The sequence below is a fragment of the Caballeronia sp. GAFFF2 genome (assembly GCF_023631485.1).
In the GTDB taxonomy this organism is placed as follows: Bacteria; Pseudomonadota; Gammaproteobacteria; order Burkholderiales; family Burkholderiaceae; genus Caballeronia.
Genome location: NZ_JALQDA010000044.1, coordinates 1 through 18,703 on the forward strand (window position 1 = coordinate 1; position 18,703 = coordinate 18,703).

General features: G+C 58.1%; 12 protein-coding genes and 3 pseudogenes. 10 read left to right on the plus strand and 5 right to left on the minus strand.

Features of this window, described 5'->3' with window-relative positions; genetic code table 11:
- Nucleotides 1-179, minus strand: a 179-nt coding sequence (locus NCT04_RS34910) for a transposase (protein WP_502800453.1), incomplete at its 3' end; no start/stop codon positions are given.
- An 86-nt stretch (nt 180-265) separates the two neighbouring features.
- Here NCT04_RS34910 and NCT04_RS31575 point away from each other — a divergent pair.
- The 6 genes and pseudogenes from NCT04_RS31575 to NCT04_RS31600 all read left to right on the plus strand — a co-directional run.
- Nucleotides 266-589 (plus strand): annotated as a pseudogene (locus NCT04_RS31575) (NAD-binding protein); the annotation flags it as partial.
- A 79-nt stretch (nt 590-668) separates the two neighbouring features.
- Nucleotides 669-1,178, plus strand: coding sequence for an oxidoreductase dimerization domain-containing protein (locus NCT04_RS31580; protein ID WP_250469786.1), 510 nt, complete (start codon nt 669-671; stop codon nt 1,176-1,178).
- A 204-nt stretch (nt 1,179-1,382) separates the two neighbouring features.
- Entirely contained in the window at nt 1,383-3,113 is a 1,731-nt protein-coding gene (locus NCT04_RS31585) for a CocE/NonD family hydrolase (protein ID WP_250469787.1), read from the plus strand.
- Between the two features lie 565 nt (nt 3,114-3,678).
- On the plus strand, nt 3,679-4,155 hold the full coding sequence (locus NCT04_RS31590) for a reverse transcriptase family protein (RefSeq protein ID WP_250469788.1): 477 nt from the start codon (nt 3,679-3,681) through the stop codon (nt 4,153-4,155).
- A 66-nt stretch (nt 4,156-4,221) separates the two neighbouring features.
- On the plus strand, nt 4,222-4,731 hold the full coding sequence (locus tag NCT04_RS31595; RefSeq protein WP_250469789.1) for a reverse transcriptase/maturase family protein: 510 nt from the start codon (nt 4,222-4,224) through the stop codon (nt 4,729-4,731).
- On the plus strand, nt 4,707-4,988 hold the full coding sequence (locus NCT04_RS31600) for a group II intron maturase-specific domain-containing protein (protein ID WP_250469790.1): 282 nt from the start codon (nt 4,707-4,709) through the stop codon (nt 4,986-4,988). Before NCT04_RS31595 ends, NCT04_RS31600 begins: the two co-directional genes overlap by 25 nt.
- A 741-nt stretch (nt 4,989-5,729) precedes the next feature.
- Here NCT04_RS31600 and NCT04_RS31605 read toward each other — a convergent pair.
- On the minus strand, nt 5,730-6,926 hold the full coding sequence (locus tag NCT04_RS31605; protein WP_250469791.1) for a GAF domain-containing protein: 1,197 nt from the start codon (nt 6,924-6,926) through the stop codon (nt 5,730-5,732).
- A gap of 206 nt (nt 6,927-7,132) precedes the next feature.
- Here NCT04_RS31605 and NCT04_RS31610 point away from each other — a divergent pair, with 206 nt between their 5' ends.
- Genes NCT04_RS31610 through NCT04_RS31620 form a run of 3 tightly spaced genes read left to right on the plus strand, consistent with a single transcriptional unit; the run spans nt 7,133 to nt 13,228 of the window.
- A complete protein-coding gene (locus NCT04_RS31610; RefSeq protein ID WP_250469792.1) occupies nt 7,133-8,842 on the plus strand; it encodes a methyl-accepting chemotaxis protein in 1,710 nt (569 codons plus the stop codon).
- Nucleotides 8,843-8,876: 34 nt separating this feature from the next.
- Nucleotides 8,877-10,781, plus strand: a complete 1,905-nt coding sequence (locus NCT04_RS31615; protein WP_250469793.1) for an EAL domain-containing protein — start codon at nt 8,877-8,879, stop codon at nt 10,779-10,781.
- On the plus strand, nt 10,754-13,228 hold the full coding sequence (locus NCT04_RS31620) for a putative bifunctional diguanylate cyclase/phosphodiesterase (RefSeq protein WP_250469794.1): 2,475 nt from the start codon (nt 10,754-10,756) through the stop codon (nt 13,226-13,228). The genes NCT04_RS31615 and NCT04_RS31620 overlap by 28 nt, the downstream gene beginning before the upstream one ends.
- 1,034 nt (nt 13,229-14,262) lie before the next feature.
- On the opposite strand, the pseudogene NCT04_RS31625 reads toward NCT04_RS31620, so the two are convergent.
- Nucleotides 14,263-14,459: pseudogene (locus tag NCT04_RS31625) on the minus strand (LysR substrate-binding domain-containing protein); the annotation flags it as partial.
- 147 nt (nt 14,460-14,606) lie between these two features.
- Between NCT04_RS31625 and NCT04_RS31630 the strand changes: the two are divergent.
- The gene (locus NCT04_RS31630; protein ID WP_250469795.1) at nt 14,607-15,566 is read left to right on the plus strand and encodes a chemotaxis protein; all 960 of its coding nucleotides are present in this window, start codon (nt 14,607-14,609) and stop codon (nt 15,564-15,566) included.
- Nucleotides 15,567-16,080: 514 nt separating this feature from the next.
- On the opposite strand, the pseudogene NCT04_RS31635 reads toward NCT04_RS31630, so the two are convergent.
- Nucleotides 16,081-16,320, minus strand: a pseudogene (locus NCT04_RS31635) (DDE-type integrase/transposase/recombinase); the annotation flags it as partial.
- 166 nt (nt 16,321-16,486) lie between these two features.
- Entirely contained in the window at nt 16,487-18,280 is a 1,794-nt protein-coding gene (locus NCT04_RS31640) for a putative bifunctional diguanylate cyclase/phosphodiesterase (protein WP_250469796.1), read from the minus strand.
- Nucleotides 18,281-18,703 lie beyond the last annotated feature (423 nt).

The following is an 18,703-nucleotide window of genomic DNA, read 5'->3' on the forward strand; positions in this document are numbered from 1 at the left end:
CGAACCCAGTTTCTTAACGTTTCGCGTGAGCAACCCATCTTGGCGGCAATCGACTGGATTGCTTCCCATTGCGTCGCGTACTCCGCACGATGCTCGAACACCATACGAACCGCGCGCTCACGCACTTCCGCCGAATGTTTCGGCGCCGTCCTCCGTTTTGCTTTGTCGAGGTTTTCCATGACTCTATTCTCTCAGGAGTAAAGGTCTCCGGAAAACCCGGTGCGCTTCAATTCCGGCCGTGCCGGGTTTGCGGGCCTCCCAGCCGATGACGCACATCGGCGCGCTGGATCTCGACCGCGCGCCGGAGCATCTGATCGTGCTCGGCGGCGGCTATATCGGCGTGGAGATGGCGCGGGCGTACCGGCGTTTCGGGAGCCGCGTGACTACCGTCGAGCGCGGTGCGCGATTGATGGCGCGCGAGGACGCGGACGTCGGCGACGAGATGCTGCGCATCCTTCGGGCGGTAGATATCGACGTCGTACTCGACGCGCAGACGATCCGCGTCGAAGGTCGCTCGGGAACGCCAATGCGCGTCGTCGTGCGGACACCTTCGGGCGAGCAGATCGTTGCGGGCAGCGACATTCCGGTTGCCGCGGGACGTTCTCCAACACGGCCGATATCGGTTTTGAACGGGACGGCGTGCAACTCGACGAGCGCGGTATTATCTCGTGAACGATCGCCTGCCGACATCGGCGGACAATGTCTGGGCAATCGGCGAGGTCGCAGGGAGCCCGCAGTTCAGGCATGTCTCCGTCGACGATTTCTGCATCGTGCGCAACAACATGGCGGGCGGACATCGCAGCACGGGTGTTCGGCTGATTGCGTACACGTTGTTCACCGATCCGCCACTCGCGCGCGTTGGCCTCAACGAAACGGATGCACTGCGCGCGAGGATCGCCGTGCGTGTTGCAATGCCACCGATGCGCAACGTCTTGCGCACGGAAGCGACCGACGAAACGCAGGATTTCATGAAGGTGCTCGTCGGCGCGGATGATGACCGCCTACTCGGCTTCACGATGATCGGCTCGGAAGCGGGCGAAGTACTGGCGGCGATGCAAACGGCGATGGTCGCAGGCATCCCGTATCCGCAACTCCGGGATCCCGTGATTTCCCATCTGACCGTGGCGGAGGGTCTGGGGCCGCTGCTGGAGAAGCTTCCCGAGCGTGCGGTGAAGTGAGGCTTGTGGCCGCGTAGGCGGACTCTGAGCGGTGAGCCACTGCTCGTGCCGCAGCGCTTGCCGATGGACTGCGAGCATGGCAGCGACAAGCGCGGCATTTCGTGCGGGCAGTACGAGGCCGCCATTCATGTTCGGCGTTAGTTCTCGATGTTCGATCGTTTTCGACTATTACAATGCTCTAACACCAAAGCAACGGCGAGCAAAATGACTGCGCATACGGCACGACAGAGTATTGGACCGCTGATCTTGGCGTTTCGTCGGATAAGGAACGCTTTTCGCCCTCAGGTTCACTTATACGAGATACCCAGCGGTATTCACGCGGATTGGGATGTTCCGGTAAAGGTTCGTGACGGAACGACGCTGCGCGTCAATGTGTTTCGCCCGTCGAGCGGCGATCCTGCGCCGGTGATCATGTCGGCTCATCCGTACGGCAAGGACATAATTGCCGCGCATAGTCGAAGCGGCCGGGCCGTCGACCTGCAATATCGACTCTTTCCGCAGCCCCATTCTATTGCGATCTCCGAGTGGACGAGCTGGGAAGCGCCAGATCCCGGCTTCTGGGTGCCGCAAGGATACGCGGTGGTGAACGTCGACCTGCGCGGCGGAGGCACCGCCGAAGGTATCGGCGAACTGTTCTCCGATCAGGAAGCCCGCGACTATTACGACGTGATTGAGTGGGCCGGCACGCAAGCGTGGTGTTCCGGGCGCGTGGCGCTCAACGGCGTGTCTTACCTCGCGATCAGCGAATACAAAGTGGCAGCGCTGCGCCCGCCGCATCTTGCGGCCATTTGTCCGTGGGAGGGGTTTAGCGATCTGTATCGCGACTTTGCACGTCCCGGCGGCATTCGCGAGGACGGCTTCACGATCGTCTGGGACAAGGGGCTCAAACGGGGCGGAGTCGCGACTAGCACCCGATTTCGGGAAGAGATCGTCAATCGTCCAGAACGGGACGAATGGTACGAATCCACGGTTCCTGACCTTGAGCGCATCGAGGTTCCGATCCTGGTATGCGGCAGCTTCTCGGACCACTCGCTGCACACGCAAGGCTCGTTCGAGGTTTTCCGGCGCGGCGGCTCGGCTCTCAAATCGCTCTACACGCATCGTGACGGCAAGTGGTGCGCTTTCTATGGCAAGGAGGCTTCCGCGGCGCGGCTGCGTTTCTTCGATCACACGCTCAAGGGCATCGACAACGGGTGGGACAGCGAGCCCGCAGTTCGTCTGGCGATCCACGATAACGGGCCGGAACCGGTCGCCGTTGTCGGTGAGCATAACTGGCCGCCCGGCGATCTCCAGTGGCGTACGCTTTCACTCGATCCCGGCTGCGGAACGCTGATCGAAGAAGCGCCGCGGGCTCAGGCGACATCCGTATCGTTCGACACGCGACGAGGGGCAGCGCAGTTCGTCTGGACAGTGCCGGACGATATCGACGTGATCGGACCTATGGCGCTGCGTTTGCATCTTGAAGTGCTGGGCGCCGACGACGTTTTCGTTTTTGCGGGCGTGCGCAAGTTTCGCGATGGCGTGCAGATGCAGTTCGAAGGCTCATTCGGCTTTTCAGGCGACATGGTCTCCAAAGGATGGCAACGCGCCGCGCATCGTGAACTCGATGAACGGCTTTCCACCTCTGTACAGCCGGTTCATACGCATCGTTTCGCCGAGCCGCTGCGTGCAGGCGAGATCATTCCAGTCGAGGTCGCGTTGCAGCCGCATGCAACGCGCTTTCTGAAAGGCGATGTGCTTCGCCTCGACATACGAGGCAAATGGCATTTTCCGCGCGGTCCGCTTCGTGGCCAGTTTCCTTCTTTCTACGAACCCAGCCCGAAGGCGGTATGCGTCCTTCACGCGGGCGGGGCATTCGACGCTCGACTGCTGATCGGAACGAGGCTCGTCAGCGCGACGACGGCGAAGTGCGATGCCGCTCGTTTGCGCGGTTGAATCTCCTGGATAACGATCAGTCCGTCCGTTCGCCGCGCATGTTGCTGCCGCAACCCGAAGGGCCGTTGAGGGTGTGCGCCGTGAAAAGGTGGCGCTTTCCAGTGGGTGCAAGTCCCACCCGGCAACCGCTCCAGCCGGAAGCAACCGGAGCAGCTATGGAGGTAACGAAATGGCTGAAGCCTTCGGTGATGCGTGTCACAAATTGGTGACAGCGCGAGTGTGCAGGCCGTAACGCGAGTGAACGCCGAGCAAACCTCGAAAAGGTCGATGCGCAGGCCGACCCGACAACCCTATCGGGGAAGGCTGATACGACTGGGCGAATGAGCAGGCTGGACGTCCAGTCGCTGCGCCGGGGTAGTGGCGACAGCATGTACACAAGGAAAGCGTACGCAACACGGGAAGTCCCTTGGCGTGGTCAGGGATGACCAACCGGACGCCCGCGAGGGACAGGCCGGGCGCCTTGGGATGACGGAGAGGCCCGTAGTACCGCTGAAGCCGGGTAATGCTGGTGGAGGGAAGGGGCCTCAGTTCAAGACAGACGCAATACGTAGTGAGGACGTGGAGATTGGGCAACCTATCAACTCGGATTCGTGTTCAGAAGCTGCAGATGGCGTTACACGCGAAAGCGAAAGCAGAAGCCGGGTATCGCTTCTACGCGCTGTACGACAAGATCTATCGTGAGGACGTGCTGGCGCATGCGTACGCCCAGTGTCGCTCGAACAAGGGCGCGCCGGGTGTCGATCGGCAAGACTTCGCGGAGGTCGAAGAATATGGGGTGCAGAAGTGGCTCGGCAAACTGGCGCTTGTGCTCAGGCAGGAGAGTTACCAGCCGGACCCTATCAGAAGAGTGTTTATCCCGAAGGCCAATGGCAAGCTGAGGCCACTGGGGATCTCGACCTTGCGAGATCGGGTGTGCATGACAGCAGCGATGCTGGTGCTCAAACCGATCTGCGAAGCGGACCTCCCACCAGAGCAGTACGCTTACCGCCCGGGGCGCAATGCCCAGCAAGCGGTGATCGAGGTGGAGGAGCGGCTGCATTGAAGGCAAACGGACGTTGTTGACGCCGACCTGGCGGACTACTTCGGAAGCATTCCCCACGCCGATTTGATGTTGTCGCTTGCGCGGCGCGTTGTTGATCGGCGCGTGCTGCATCTGATCAAGATGTGGTTGGAGTGTTCCGTTGAAGAAACCGACCACCAAGGCCGGAAGACACGTACGACCGAGGCCAAGGACAGCAGGCGCGGCATTCCGCAAGGTTCACCCATCTCACCACTGCTGGCGAATATTTACATGCGCCGGTTTGTGTTGGCATGGAAGAAGCTCGGACTTCAGCGAAGCCTTGGCAGTCAAATAGTGACCTACGCGGACGATCTTGTGATCTTGTGCAAGCAAGGCAAAGCGGAAGAAGCGTTGTCGCGACTGCGCGAAATCATGGGCAAACTGAAGCTGACGGTCAACGAGGAGAAGACCAAATCTGCAAGGTGCCGGAGGGCGAATTCGATTTCCTGGGTTACACGTTTGGGCGGCTGTACTCTGCAACGACTGGCCGGGCCCGTATGGGCATGTGTCCATCGAAGCAGAGTATTCGGCGCATGGTCGACAAGATTCATGCGATGACTGCCCTCAAGACGGTGTGGCAAGAGACCACGGAGCTGGTAGGCAGGTTGAACCGCACGCTGCGCGGCTGGGCGAACTACTTCAAGGTAGGCTCGGACAGACGCGCGTATCGGGCGCTCGACAGCTACACCGCTACGCGGTTGCGTCGGTGGTTACGCAACAAGTACAAGGTTCGACGTCGCAGGGGCGGGACTTATCCATCCCAGCACCTCTACGGGCACTTCGGCCTCGTGCGTCTGACCGGTCCATGGTTGTGAACCTGCTGTGTACGAAGGTGTGATGTCTTGTCCGAGAGCCGGATGCGGAAGATCTGCATGTCCGGTTCGATGAGCGGGATGTGGAAACGGGGTTAGGGTGAAGTTATTCGGGCACCGCCAGACGAAAGAGGCGGCAACAGACAAACCAAACCTACTGCTACCGCGCCACATCTCGACTCTACCGCTTTCACCCATTGGGAAACGCGGGAACTGTTGCCGGGTGACGTCGCGAGAAAGGAGTGCGGTGATTGTCCCTCATGATGGACTAGGCAGCCGGCATTAGGCCCAAGGCAAGTTGGCACGCCAGGTTTCCAAGCTGGACATTCGTCGGATAGATTCAACTAAAGGTTTTCACTGATACCCTCGACCACGACTGCAGTTACCCGCGGCGAGCAGAGGGCAATTGATTTACCGCGCCCAAAGCTATCTTGACAGCGAGTGTCCGCCGCTATGTGAACAGATGCCTACGACCGCCTGAACCGCTTCGGCGATGATCGGCGAAGCCTCGCCGCTGTCGAGTGGCAGCACGGATGTAGTGACGACCGTTTCACCCATGCTCAGACAACCCGGCTGGCTCACGCGGTGAGACGTTGAACGACGCGTTTCGTGCGGATAACTAACGGAAAATCGCTGATTATAATTTTGTCGAAGCTGACGATTCGATTTACTTACCCGCAGCGGCAGGGGCAACTTTCAAGCGCGACGACCGAGAACTCGATGCGTAGCACTACGCCGCAAAGCTCAGCCCTTCGCTTTTCTAAGCTGCCGATTGCGTGTCTGCAGATTGATCTTGTCCGATACAAGCGCAGCAAGTGTGCGCAGCATCGCCATTTGCGGTGCTTTAAATGCCCGTGGCGCGCGATCAATTACGCACAGCGCGCCAAGCGCGTACCCCTCATAGTCGATGATCGACGCTCCGGCGTAAAACCTTATGCCCATATCGCCGGTGACAAGTGGATTGGCGCGGAACCGTACATCTTCGGCCGCATCCTCGACAATCAATCCGTCCGGTTGTGCGATGGTGTAATTACAAAACGCGTAGTCTCTGGGTGTCTCCTGAGTCGCCAAGCCGTAGCGGGCCTTGAACCATTGTTCCTTGGCGGTGAGCAACGTAATCAATGCAATCGGCACCTTCGCGACGTTTGCCGCCAACGCAACGATCTCGTCGAATTCTTCCTGCTGCGGACTGTTGACCAGATTTGTGCGGGCAACCGCCTGCAAGCGCGCCAACTCCTGTGCGGCCGCAATATCGGCGACGGCTTCCAGATACGGCGCGATTGCAGCGCGCAATTGTTCCGGTGCAGCGCGCTTGCTCACGAGACGCATGCGCGTATCGCCGAGATCGAAGCGCAACTCTTCCGCATTTGAATCGGACAGTACGACGATGTTCGAATGCGCAAGTCTCGGCGATGCAAGGAGCCGCTTGAGCAAGGCGATCCGCTCCCAATCGAGCCGATCGATCTCCATCACGACCGATGCCGGCATTTGATGCCCCGCCTCGATCAAACCCAGCAGCGCGTCATTCGCTACGCTGACCTGAACGGCGGGCACGCTGGCCAAGCTTTCGCTGCATCGCCTGCCTGCGCCTTCGCTGGCGATGATCAGGACGGTATAGGCGGTTTGAACCGGCGCGACCAGCCGCCGCTCGCGAAGCGCGAATACGGCGCTTCGCCGGACGCGGCGGTGCCCGCCCGGCGTTTTCCACGAGTCGATCGCACCTTCTTCCACCCAGGTTTGAACCGTGCGAATCGATACGCCGAGTATTTCGGCTGCCTCGCGCGTAGTTAGGATCGGATCGCTTTCCATGTCTATGACGTTACTCAAAGCTCTTGCCGCCGAAGATAACGAAAGCTCTGCAAACATGCAACCGTATGCTGGAAGGGAAAATCTGGCAAAAATGAAACATCGCTCGGTGCCGTGCGCGTCGACCGTTTGCATGTTCGCATGCGTAGTTTAGGCGGTAAGTTAAGCCGACGTGAGTGATCGACCGTACGCTTCCAGCGGTGAATTTACCGGCAAACGTTAAAAATTTGGAAAAAACTTAAGTTCGCCGGAGTGCTGCCGTAAGGGGAGTCATGGCGCGTATTAGGATCGTCCGGCATGGGCCGAGTCTTCACCGCGACAACGACCAAACGGACCACGACATGAGAGCTTTACGAAATATAAGAATCGGGGCGAAGCTGGGCATCGGCTTCGGATTGACGCTGTTGGCGCTTTGCTTGATTAGTGGACTGGCCCTTTTTCAGGTCTCGCAGGTCTACAAGGGAACGGCGGAACTCGCAAACGACTGGCTGCCGAGCGTGCTCACGCTCGGGGATATCCGCTCCGGAACGAATGCGGTACGACGCGGCTCGATGGGCGCGCTGCTGGCGACCAATGCGCAGGAAAAGGCAGCGCAAGTGCAGAAGCGTCGTGAAGGTCTGGCGACGCTCGATCGCGCGTTGACGGCCTATCAGCCCTTGATCTCCAACGCAGAAGAGAAGCAACTCTTCGACGACTTCAACACGGCTTGGGCTGCATACCTCGTCGCGGACAACAAGATCAATGCGTTGAACGATGCCGGCGATGACCACTTCACTGCTGCGCGTGAAGCTGCCGCGAATGAATCGGCACCTTTGTTTGTGGCGGTATCGACATTGATCGATCGTGATATCGCGCTCAATACCAAGGGGGCGCGCGAATCGGCCGAAACGGCTGCAGCCGACTATCACCGCACGCTGATCGTCACTTCAGTCCTTGCCTCGTTTGCCATTGCGCTCAGCATCGCGATCGGGTTCTCGATCACGCGTTCGATCTTGGTGCCAATCCGCCGTTCGCTCGAAGTCGCCGAGACGGTCGCTCAAGGTGATTTGACGTCGCATATCGTCGATGACAGCAAGGACGAAACGGGTCAACTGCTTCAGGCACTGCGCAACATGAACGAGCGGCTCGTCGATATCGTCGGCCGTGTCCGGAATGGTAGCGAGAACATTGCGACGGCTTCCGCCGAGATCGCGTCGGGCAACACCGATTTGAGTCAGCGCACGGAAGAGCAAGCGGCATCGCTTCAGCAAACGGCTGCGAGTATGGAGCAACTGACATCGACCGTGAAGCAGAACACGGAAAACGCGCAGCAAGGCAACACACTTGCAGCGAACGCGTCCGAGGTAGCGGCGCGCGGCGGTGCGGTCGTGAGCCGTGTCGTCGATACGATGAAGGACATCAGCACGAGCTCCGCGAGGGTGGCGGAGATCATCGCGGTGATTGAGGGAATCGCGTTTCAGACCAATATTCTTGCGCTGAATGCTGCCGTGGAAGCGGCGAGAGCGGGTGAGGAAGGGCGCGGCTTTGCCGTCGTCGCCGGCGAAGTGCGCACGCTCGCGCAGCGAAGCGCTGCGGCCGCGAAGGAGATTAAGGACCTGATTGGCGAATCGGTCGCCAAGGTCAGCGTGGGAGCGGAACTTGTCGAAGAAGCGGGACGGACGATGAGCGAAGTCGTGCAGTCGGTGAAGCGCGTCGCCGATCTGATGGGCGAGATTTCGGCCGCGTCATCCGAACAGCATACGGGCATCGAGCAGGTAAATGTCGCTGTATCGCAGATGGATGAAGTGACGCAACAGAATGCCGCGCTGGTCGAACAGGCGAGCGCCGCGGCGCAGTCGATGGCGCAACAATCCGGTGCGCTTCGCGATCTGGTTTCCGTGTTCCGTCTGAGTGGCAGTCCGCAAAGGGACGTGGGCATTCGAGTCGAGACAAATCGAAAGCTGGAGCCAAAACGAACGCAACGTGCGGAACGCGCGAACGCCGCGCCTCGCGCTACCGCAACACCGGCTCGTGTGACGGGACCTGCGTCGGGCGAATGGCAGACCTTTTAATCGACAGAAATTCGTCTCCTGACGGACGTCGCACATGAATGCTCGTAGATCGGATTATGCACGTGGGCGCGGCTTTGCAAGACGCGCTTATGTGTTGCGGACTGTAGGACTCACCCTTGGGCTGGTTTTCGTCCAGATGATCCTTTGGCGCGAGCATTCGTCGTATGCGGTGAAGGCCTATATTGCGGTGTATTGCGTCGTCTGGCCACACATCGCATACCTGTTGGCGCGCCGGTCGCGCACGCCGGCAAATGCGGAAAGAATCAACATGTATGTGGACGATTTCGTGAGCGGAACGTCCGTTGCAGCAATGAGTTTCACGTGGCTTCCCAGCACCCTTGTCCTGCTCATGTTCATGATGAACAATGTAGCAGCAGGGGGTTGGCGCCAGTTGGCCAAGGGGTTCCTGTCGTGCGCCTTGGGGACGTTGATCGGAGCAGCCGCTTTTGGCGGGCGGATGGAGCCAGAGTGGATTCCCGATGCACCGACGTTGTTGGCCTGTTTGCCCATGCTCGTGGTGTATCCCTTGGCGCTCGGGTTGGCGAGTTATCGCACCGCATTGAAGCTCGCGGAGCGATCGAAAGCATTGAGAAGCCTGAGCGAGCATGATCCCCTGACCGGTTTGCTGAACCGGGGCACGTTAAGTTCCCAACTGGGTCTTCTGCTCGATTCCCAACGCGGCAAGCGTCAATTGCTCAACGTGCTCTTTATCGATCTCGACGATTTCAAAATCGTCAACGACTCGCTCGGGCATCGCGTCGGCGATCAGCTTTTGACGATTGTTGCGTCGAGACTGCGGGACGCAACGGACGATGCCACCGAAGACATCGCCCGGTATGGCGGCGACGAGTTCGTTATCGTGTCCATCCGCTCGCCTGTGGAAGCCGTCAGGGGTCTGGCGGGCAAGGTCATCGAGGTGATCAATCAGCCGGTCACCCTCGCGGGGCAGGTGATACAAGTGCGTGCGAGCATCGGCATCAGCACGTTCCCGGATCACGGCAATGATCCTCAGGCGCTGCTGAGTCGCGCTGATGTCGCCATGTACGCCGCAAAGGCGGGCGGGCGCAATCGCATCGTACAATTTAACGAGCAGTTGCATCTTGCCGCTGCCCGACGCCTCAATCTCACCGCACGCCTGCAGGCGGCCCGATCGATCAACGCGTTCGAGTTGCTGTATCAACCGCAAGTCGATATGGGTTCGGGGCATATCATCGGCGCGGAGGCTTTGATACGGTGGAACGATCCGTTGCTCGGCAGCATTTCCCCGACGACTTTCATCCCTATCGCTGAGTCCGACGGGCAGATTCATGCGATCGGCGAATGGGTGCTGGCCGAAGCGCTTGAACAGGGACGAAGATGGCTCGATGCGGGATTGCCGCCCATGCGCATCGGCGTGAATGTCTCTCCTGTTCAGCTCGAAGAGCCGCGCTTTCTAGAACGAGTTCAGCGCTCACTGACCTTGCACAGGTTCCCGCCACAATGGCTGGAACTCGAACTGACTGAAGGCGCGTTGATACGCGATATCGATACAGTCGAGCAGACGCTCGAAAGGCTAAACGAAGTCGGGGTATCGATCGCGATCGACGACTTCGGGACGGGGTATTCGAGTCTCGCTTCGTTGCAGCGCTTCGACATCGACCGAATCAAGATCGATCAGAAGTTCGTTCAGGCAATCGGTGTGGCGCCGCGCGGCGAGGCGATCATCAAGGCGGTGATCACACTGGCGGACGCACTTGGGTTTCAGATCGTTGCAGAAGGGGTCGAGACCGTCGAACAGCGCGACTTTCTAACGGAGAGTGGTTGTGTGATCGGACAGGGGTTCCTGTTTGACAAACCCCTGACGGCCGATGCGATGGAAGCACGGTTGCGACAGCGCCTTCTGCCTCACGATACCAGTAATAAGGATAATGGATGCATAACCATTTGCGACACTCCCTAGTCGCACAAATCCTCGACTGCATCGTCGATGCGCACGATCGCCACACGATGCTTCTCGCCGCCCTCGTGTGCGCCGTCGGCATTTATGCGTCGATCGCGATTGCACGTCACGCCGCGCGATCGAGCGGCGCGGTGCGCATCCGGTGGGGTTCGACGAGCGTGCTGTCGAGCGGCTGCACAGCGTGGGCGACGCACTTTATCGTCTTGCTTGCCTATCAGCCTAATATGCGGGTGGCGTTCGAACCTGTTCTCACGGCGATCTCGCTGACATGCGCGGTCGTAGGTATCGGCGGGGGCGTAGTCGTGTCTCTCAGCAGCCGTCGCGGTCCAAGGCAATTCGCAGCAGGAGTCATTATTGGCGTGGGCGTCGCGGCGTTGCATTATGTAGGACAAAGCGCGTATCTGGTGCAAGGAACGATCAGATGGGATCTTACTCTGGTCATTCCATCGATCATTGTGAGCCTGCCGATCTTCGGGTTCTCGATGATGGCGATCGCAAGCCGCAATAGGACATGGCAAACATGTGCCGCGCCGTTGATGCTTTTGGGCATCGCCATATTGCACTTTTGCGGCATGGCGGCGATGACCTTGCAACAAGACCCCAGCATCGAGTTTCCGTCGGATGCCGTTGCGCCGCAGACGATCACACCAATCGTTGCAGGGATTTCTTTGGCGTTGATCGCGCTTGCTTTTCTGGGCTGGCGCTTCGATCTTGCAGCTACAGCCAGAATCCGTCAAGACAGGAAGAGGTTGCGTGATCTCGCGGATGTTGCGCTTGAAGGGCTGTTGATTACGCAGAACAACATAATCATCGCGGCAAACCGGAGCATAGAGCGCCTGTCAGGTTTGAAGCAGGACGATCTGACGGGAAGCGAAGTCAGCCGGCTTCTGCCGGCGCTCGAACTCACCACGCTTTTAGAGAATGAAGAGCGCGAAGCGAATCTCATTGGCGTAGACGGGATCATCGTTCCAGTGCGCGTGCTGCGCTCCACGGTTCCACTTGGGCACAGTGTACAGACGGTCATCGCAGTGCGCGATCAGCGCGAAAGGCTGCGCACCGAAGAAAAGATGCGCCGACTCGCGTTTGCCGATCCGCTGACGGGCTTGCCCAACCGCACAAAGTTCACCGAGTTGCTGGAGCGGCATACGTGCACCGAACGACGCACCGACCAGGGCCTCGCAATACTGCTCATCGACCTAGATAGCTTCAAGATAGTGAACGATACCCTCGGTCATGCGGTAGGGGACGCCGTGCTGCAAGACGTCTCCATTCGACTTTCGACGCTCGTCAAAGACAGAGGTATCGTCGCGCGGCTCGGGGGCGATGAATTCGTCGTGATGCTTACCGGCGACGTCAGCGATGTATCCGCGTTTGATATCGCGAGCAAGGTCGTCGAGCAACTTGGTGCGCGGCCGTTTGATATCGATGGTAGAACAATTCATATCGGTGCAAGCGTCGGGCTTGCGTTGTTCCCCGAAGACGGCGGCGACCCCTCGTCGCTGCTGCGCAATGCCGATCTCGCAATGTATCTCGCGAAGAGCGAAGGCAAGGGGACGGTTCGGCGTTTTGAGAAGATCCTGCATGAGCGGCTTCAAGAACGGCAGAGCCTTGAAGCGGGTCTTCGCATAGCATTGTCGAGTGGTCAACTCGAAGTTCATTATCAACCGCTCGTCGATGCGGCATCAGGCCGTATTACGTCAGCCGAAGCCTTGGTGCGCTGGCGGCATCCATCGCTTGGACTTATCGCCCCCGCCACCTTTATTAGTCTTGCGGAGGAGACGGGGCTGATCGTGCCGCTCGGGACTTTTGTGTTAAAGACTGCGTGTGCCGAGGCTGCAACCTGGCCGCCTGAGATTGGCTTGGCGGTCAATCTGTCGCCTGCGCAATTTCACGACAAGTCGATTGTGTCGATCGTGGCATCGGCTATCGAGGATGCACATCTTCTTCCGCAGCGACTCGAAGTGGAGGTGACGGAAGGCGTGCTGCTTGCCGATACGGGCGCGACGCTCGAAACGCTCAACCGCCTGCGCAGCATGGGTGTTCGCGTTTCAATGGATGACTTCGGAACCGGTTACTCGTCCCTCAGCTATTTGCGCAGATTTCCTTTCGATCGATTGAAGATCGACCGATCGTTCGTACGCGGCATTCCGTCCGATGCGGAGAGCGTCGCGATCGCTCGAGCCATCATTACGATGAGCACGTGTCTTGGTTTGCTGGTGACTGTGGAAGGTGTCGAAACCGCTGAACAGTATGCCTTTGCGGTCTCAGAAGGTTGTACGAGTATTCAAGGCTATTACATCAGTCGGCCAATGCGGGCGGAGGCGTTCGCCGCGTTTTTGATTGCCTGGAATAATCAGGCACCGCCGAATCCATCGACGGGCAGAAAGATCGCTGAAAAGAGCATAGTGCTGCATCATAGCGACCTAAGGTCTGTTTTGAATTGGTAGACCTATGCAGCAGTCCCTGCAAGCTATATGTAAATAGTCGCGAAACATGGAGAAACACTTTGTGAGGGCGGTACCACGCGGACGACGCGTCGTGAGATTCCACTACTTCGCGGGGAGTGGCATCCGGAAGTCTGCGCTGCACGTATCATCCGGTCGACCCGGCGCGACGGTCTGTCCACTCCGCCTCTAGCTTGATGCGTAGAGCAGATTGTTCGCGACGGCCGGTCGTGCGGCGTGCTAGTTTGATGCCATGCCGCATTACTTCTGCAACCGAGAACGATAATGGAAATCCGCTACCGGCTTCATCGACTACTCATCACTGAACAACCAGCTGCTGACGGCAACCGCTGCCCTGTGCTTCTTCGGATAATCAGCGCTGACGGGTATCACTTGCCCACGCTCTCTCTCGTTACCGAACCGGGTATCGATCGGGTATATCGCTCGGCTTTCGAGCGAGGGTTGAGCATGGTAGATGATGCTTGCGACAGTCGATTGACGAATCCACTGGACGAAGTTCAACCGCGCTATTAACTGCGCCGCTCAGCAATCAGTTGATCTTTAGCCAATCGGCGCCCGTTCACAGCCGCCATGGCAGGTGTTGCACAGGCAGCAGTCAGTGCAGGAGCTCAATCTACGGTTCCCGGCGAGCCGCGCAACCGCACATAAGGTTCGAAGCCACCAGACGACCGTGCGTACCCTCCGGACTTCTTTTTTCCCATTAGCGTTATCAACGAACATGAGTAGCAGAATTGGACGTCAACAGCTACTGCAGACTAGTCAAGCTGCTCGCGCAGGAGAGCTGTGCGAACAATCCCCTCGGCGCGAAGCGGCGGCTCAGAAAGGTTACGAAAGGGCGTGCACAGAGAAGCGCTCGATCGATGTTTGGGTACGAACGTCGGCAAGCGGCGAGAAGCGGCCGGCCACGGGGCATCAAGGTTGCCGCCAAGGAACAAGCGTTGACAATCGAGAAAAGATTAAAGACTTACAGCGCAGTCCGCACGAACTGGCAAACTGAGACGTAACCGGTTTTGAGGCGGCTGGACGGCGGCATTACGGAGCAGATGTTGAGCTCCGAAGAAACGAATGCAACGCCGACTCCTGCCGCGACCGATGCCAGGACAGATTGCACGTCATCGGCCCGTTGCGTGATGCTCGGTGTAAATCCATGCTCGCTGCATCATGCGTCGACTTGCGCAGCTATTCCAGGTCCGCGCGCGCGGCGCAAGGCCAGGAGATCACAGTAGCGGTTGTAGACGAGCACCAGACCGTAAACATTACCTCTCAACCTGTCCAAACCGACAACGCGACTACTGCTTTCTTCAGAAACATCGTGACGAAGCCGTTAGCCATGTATGGTAACCGTCGATGGTGGAAACAGATGAACAATGATCAGCATGATATTGAACAAAGAGTCCGTTTAGCGGGCAGCAACATGTTCGAGTTGCTGCTTTTTCGACTCGGCGCAACGCCTGGTAGCGGCGCTCGCGAGCTTTATGGCATCAACGTTTTTAAGGTTCGGGAGATCGTGACAATGCCGACGCTCACGGAACTGGCGGGCTCGTCCAACAAAATTCTCGGCGTGGCGGACGTACGCGGCGAAATCATCCCGGTCATCGACCTCGCACGCGTCACGGGATGTACCCCACGCGAGGGAAGCCGTATTCTCTTGGTGACGGAGTTCGCTCGCACGACGCAGGGCTTCGCCGTCGAAGAGGTTGACGATATCGTGCGCCTCGAGTGGAATCGAGTGCTTTCGGCAGAGGGTCACTCCAGCGGTAAAGCAGTGACGAGCATCGCGCGCCTGGATGCCCACGCGGGCGGTCGGCTTGCGCAGGTCCTTGATGTCGAGCAAATTCTTCGCGACGCGCTGCCTGCAAGCGAACCGGAGATCAATGAGCAGAACACTGGACGCTTGACGCTGCCGCCGGGCGCACGAGTACTTGCCGCAGACGACTCCGGCGTTGCACGCGCCCTTATCGAAGAGAGCCTGAAGTCAATGGGGGTACCGTTCATTATGGCCAAGACGGGCCAAGAAGCGTGGGAACTGCTGGAGAAGGCAGGCGCAAAAGCGGCGAAGGAGGGTAGGAAGGTCACGGATGACATTGCATTAGTGCTTACCGACCTTGAAATGCCGGAAATGGACGGCTTCACGCTTACCCGCAAAATTAAAGCCGCCGCTGCGTTGCAGATGATCCCCGTGGTCATTCACTCTTCATTGTCGGGATCCGCGAATGAACAGCACGTGCGAAAGGTAGGTGCAAACGCTTATGTATCAAAGTTTGTTGCGGCCGAACTTGCTGACGTAATGCGTCAGGCAATGTTACGGACAGCCGCGTGAACCACTCGCTCGACATCGCTTCGACGCCAACACTCCCGATCGCTAAAGATGCAAGCGGCAAATGGCAAGGTGGCCGACGGCCGAAAATTCATGTTGTCGGTCGTTGTTCAAGTTGATTAAGTGATTCTCTTGTCCGTCGTTTCGATCGGGCAGCTGCATGCGTTCGCGAATGCTGAAGAGGGCAAAGAATTCGTTGACCTCAAAGCAGCGTACAAAACGCTTGCGCCGTCGGCTCACGATCTAATGCGGTACGAACTGCATTCGTTGCTCGGCTGACTGGTTGCAGCGAACCGTCGCAATTCAACTATTCACCTCGATGATCCAAACTGATAGACCTGTGCGGAGGTGGCGAATCAGCGCTCTCCGGCGAAGTATGCAGCCTTAAACTATGCAATGCATCTGAGCACTCGCTTAAGCATCCTCGTTACCTTTGCAACGCCCTGTGCACGACCGTGGACGGCTTTGTCGCGGACGGAGCGAGATCGCGAATTGACTACAGTATCAGTAGGATTGCTTATGTTGCCAGTGAATAAAACTGCTGGGCATGAGAGCATCCGACGCCCCGTGCTTGCATTTGACCTTTGGCGATCATGTGCATGAGCTCGATGCCGCTCAGCAGTATCCAGGCACAACGGAACTTCTTGAAGCCAAGCATAGGCCGCGTGCGTCGCTTGACTGCCCGATGATCTTGCTCGATAACATTGTTCAGATACTTCTTCTGGCGAATCTTGATCGGTCTCGTACCAAGGCCGGATTCCGAGCCGTCATCAAGCGTCCAATCGTTCGTAGTGCTGGGGTCACATGATAGCCGACGTGACGCTTATTGCGACAAGCCGTTTCTCGGCCACCACGTACGCGACAACCTGAAGGTCGCGCCGACACGCTGGATAAGTTTAGTTTGAGTCAGATGTCAAAAGATGTTACAGGTGAAAGGCAGTATGTTCGATCTCAAGCCACACCGAAAACATGTCCGCCTCCATTGGCCGACCAGTAAAGTACCCTTGAACTTCGTCGCATCCCCACTCTCGGACCTTTCCAAGTATTTCGGCGGTTTCTACCCCTTCGGCGACAGCCGTGAAGCCTAACTCATGAACGAGACGGATCACCGTGCGAACAATGGTCGCGTCACGTGGGCTATCGGAGACCGCTCTGACAAGCGCCTGGTCTATCTTCACGGTAGCCACGTCGAGATGGCTGAGTTGCGCAAGGTTGCTGAATCCGGACCCGAAATCGTCGATCGCAAGCGTCACGCCGAGCTCTCGAAGCTGACTTACCGCCAAGGCGCTGCGATCGGAATGTCGCATGAGCGAGCCTTCCGTTACTTCGATCTCCAATAGATGAGGGTTCACCCGAAAGCTTTTAAGCGTGGATTCGACCAACGGAACGAATCCGTCACGCGTCAGGTCCGATCCCACAGCATTGAGCGATAATCGAATTGTCGGATGGCTCGATTGCCACATCGCAAGCTGCCTTACGGCAGTAGCGAGCACCCAATCAGTCAGTGTGTTGACGAGCGCTGTGTTCTCGACGAGTGGAATAAATTCGCCCGGAGAAATGTCGCCAAGTTGGGGATGCCGCCAACGAACCAATGCTTCTGCGCCCAGGCAGACTCCATCGCTCAACCGCATGCGGGGCTGATAGACGAGGCGCAGTTGATTTTTCGAAAGCGCATCCTTAAACGAGTTAATCAGGAGAAACGCACGGTTGCGATGACGGCCCATTTCCGAGTCGTAGTACACCGCTTGCTTTTGCTCATCACGCGCACGCTCTACAGCGAAAATCAACGCAGCGATCAAGTCGGAGGGGTTAGCGGCTTCAACAAGTCGAACGACCCCAATCGAAGGCGTGACATCGATGGGCAGATCCGCAGCAACGGTCAAAGGTCGTTCGAACGCGCGGGTGACGCGGTCAAGAAGTTTTTCAATCTCTTTGCAGGACGCCTTCGTAACGAGACCATATCGCGCATAGCCGATTCGATAGAGCGTCATGCCTGGGCCGAGCGCGGCCGTGAGCCTTTTTGTGGTATCGACCGCCACGGCATTAATGGACTCCAGCCCGATAGCAATGACCATGCGGTTGATATAGTCCAGCGTGCATACATCAATGAGCACTGCCCGCGTAGTTGTCTCTACATCGGCTTCGCACTGCTCATCGAAAAGTGCTAGATCATCTAAGAATCGTGTCAGATTTGGAAGTCCGGTCACCTTGTCTCGGCAAGCCGTCGAGCGCAATGCGTCTATGCGCTGCGCGATTAAGTTGGCCAACGCTGAAAAGTAGGACCTCTCCCGAACACTGAAAGACGCCCGGGGCCGTGTACCAATGATGCACAACGTTCCAACAGCGTGGCCGTTGTTTGTTGTGAGCGGCGCACCCGCGTAGAACCGAATGAACGGCGCGCCGGCTACTAGCGGATTGTCATGAAAACGATCGTCATGATGTGTGTCGAGCACCACCATCGGTTCCCGGGACAAGATCGCATGGGCACAAAATGATGTCTCCCTTGATGTCTCGGCCACTGGCATGCCGACACGCGATTTGAACCACTGGCGGTCCGCGTCCACCAAAGTCACCAGCGAGATCGGCACGTCGAAAATGTCGGAGGCAAGGCGAGTTATGTCGTCAAAAAACGAATCGGGCGGTGTATCTAGCACACACGCGGAATGTAGTGTTCTTAGTCGAGCATCTTCATCGAGAGGGTAGGGCGGTGCGATCATTGCTTATTCACGCCAACGGAGTATCGCCCTCTCGCCCGACATCGGAATTGCCTTACTTTCGATCGGTGATAGCGCCGGTGCTCCCTCGGATGCTCCTTAGTTTGGTTAGATGGCCCGGACGTGTTGTCATGGCCGAAAATTGAACATCCTTAAAAGATGACGGCAGGCCGGGATGGAACTTGAGGGTTAAACCGTGCGTCAGCCTGTCTTCTTCGGACGAGTGGCAAAAGCCAACCGAAGAGGTCTACGTGCAAGTCGGCCCGCCGAAACCGTTTAGGCCTCGCTGATGGAAAAGAAAGCAACCGCGCCGGTAAGGTGTATCCCTTGATCATGAAGCGCCTGAGCGGCCGCCGCCTCCTCAACCAGAGCGGCGTTTTGCTGGGTGACCTGATCCATTTGCGCGATGGCCTGATTCACTTGTTC

What these genes read in the sequence shown, in the direction of transcription:
- NCT04_RS31640 (WP_250469796.1), bottom strand. Translation starts at nt 18,280, where the DNA reads ATGATCGCACCGCCCTACCCTCTCGATGAAGATGCTCGACTAAGAACA.
- NCT04_RS31595 (WP_250469789.1), top strand. Translation starts at nt 4,222, where the DNA reads ATGTTGTCGCTTGCGCGGCGCGTTGTTGATCGGCGCGTGCTGCATCTG.
- NCT04_RS31600 (WP_250469790.1), top strand. Translation starts at nt 4,707, where the DNA reads ATGGTCGACAAGATTCATGCGATGACTGCCCTCAAGACGGTGTGGCAA.
- NCT04_RS31585 (WP_250469787.1), top strand. Translation starts at nt 1,383, where the DNA reads ATGACTGCGCATACGGCACGACAGAGTATTGGACCGCTGATCTTGGCG.
- NCT04_RS31615 (WP_250469793.1), top strand. Translation starts at nt 8,877, where the DNA reads ATGAATGCTCGTAGATCGGATTATGCACGTGGGCGCGGCTTTGCAAGA.
- NCT04_RS31605 (WP_250469791.1), bottom strand. Translation starts at nt 6,926, where the DNA reads ATGCAAACGGTCGACGCGCACGGCACCGAGCGATGTTTCATTTTTGCC.
- NCT04_RS31620 (WP_250469794.1), top strand. Translation starts at nt 10,754, where the DNA reads ATGCATAACCATTTGCGACACTCCCTAGTCGCACAAATCCTCGACTGC.
- NCT04_RS31630 (WP_250469795.1), top strand. Translation starts at nt 14,607, where the DNA reads ATGAACAATGATCAGCATGATATTGAACAAAGAGTCCGTTTAGCGGGC.
- NCT04_RS31610 (WP_250469792.1), top strand. Translation starts at nt 7,133, where the DNA reads ATGAGAGCTTTACGAAATATAAGAATCGGGGCGAAGCTGGGCATCGGC.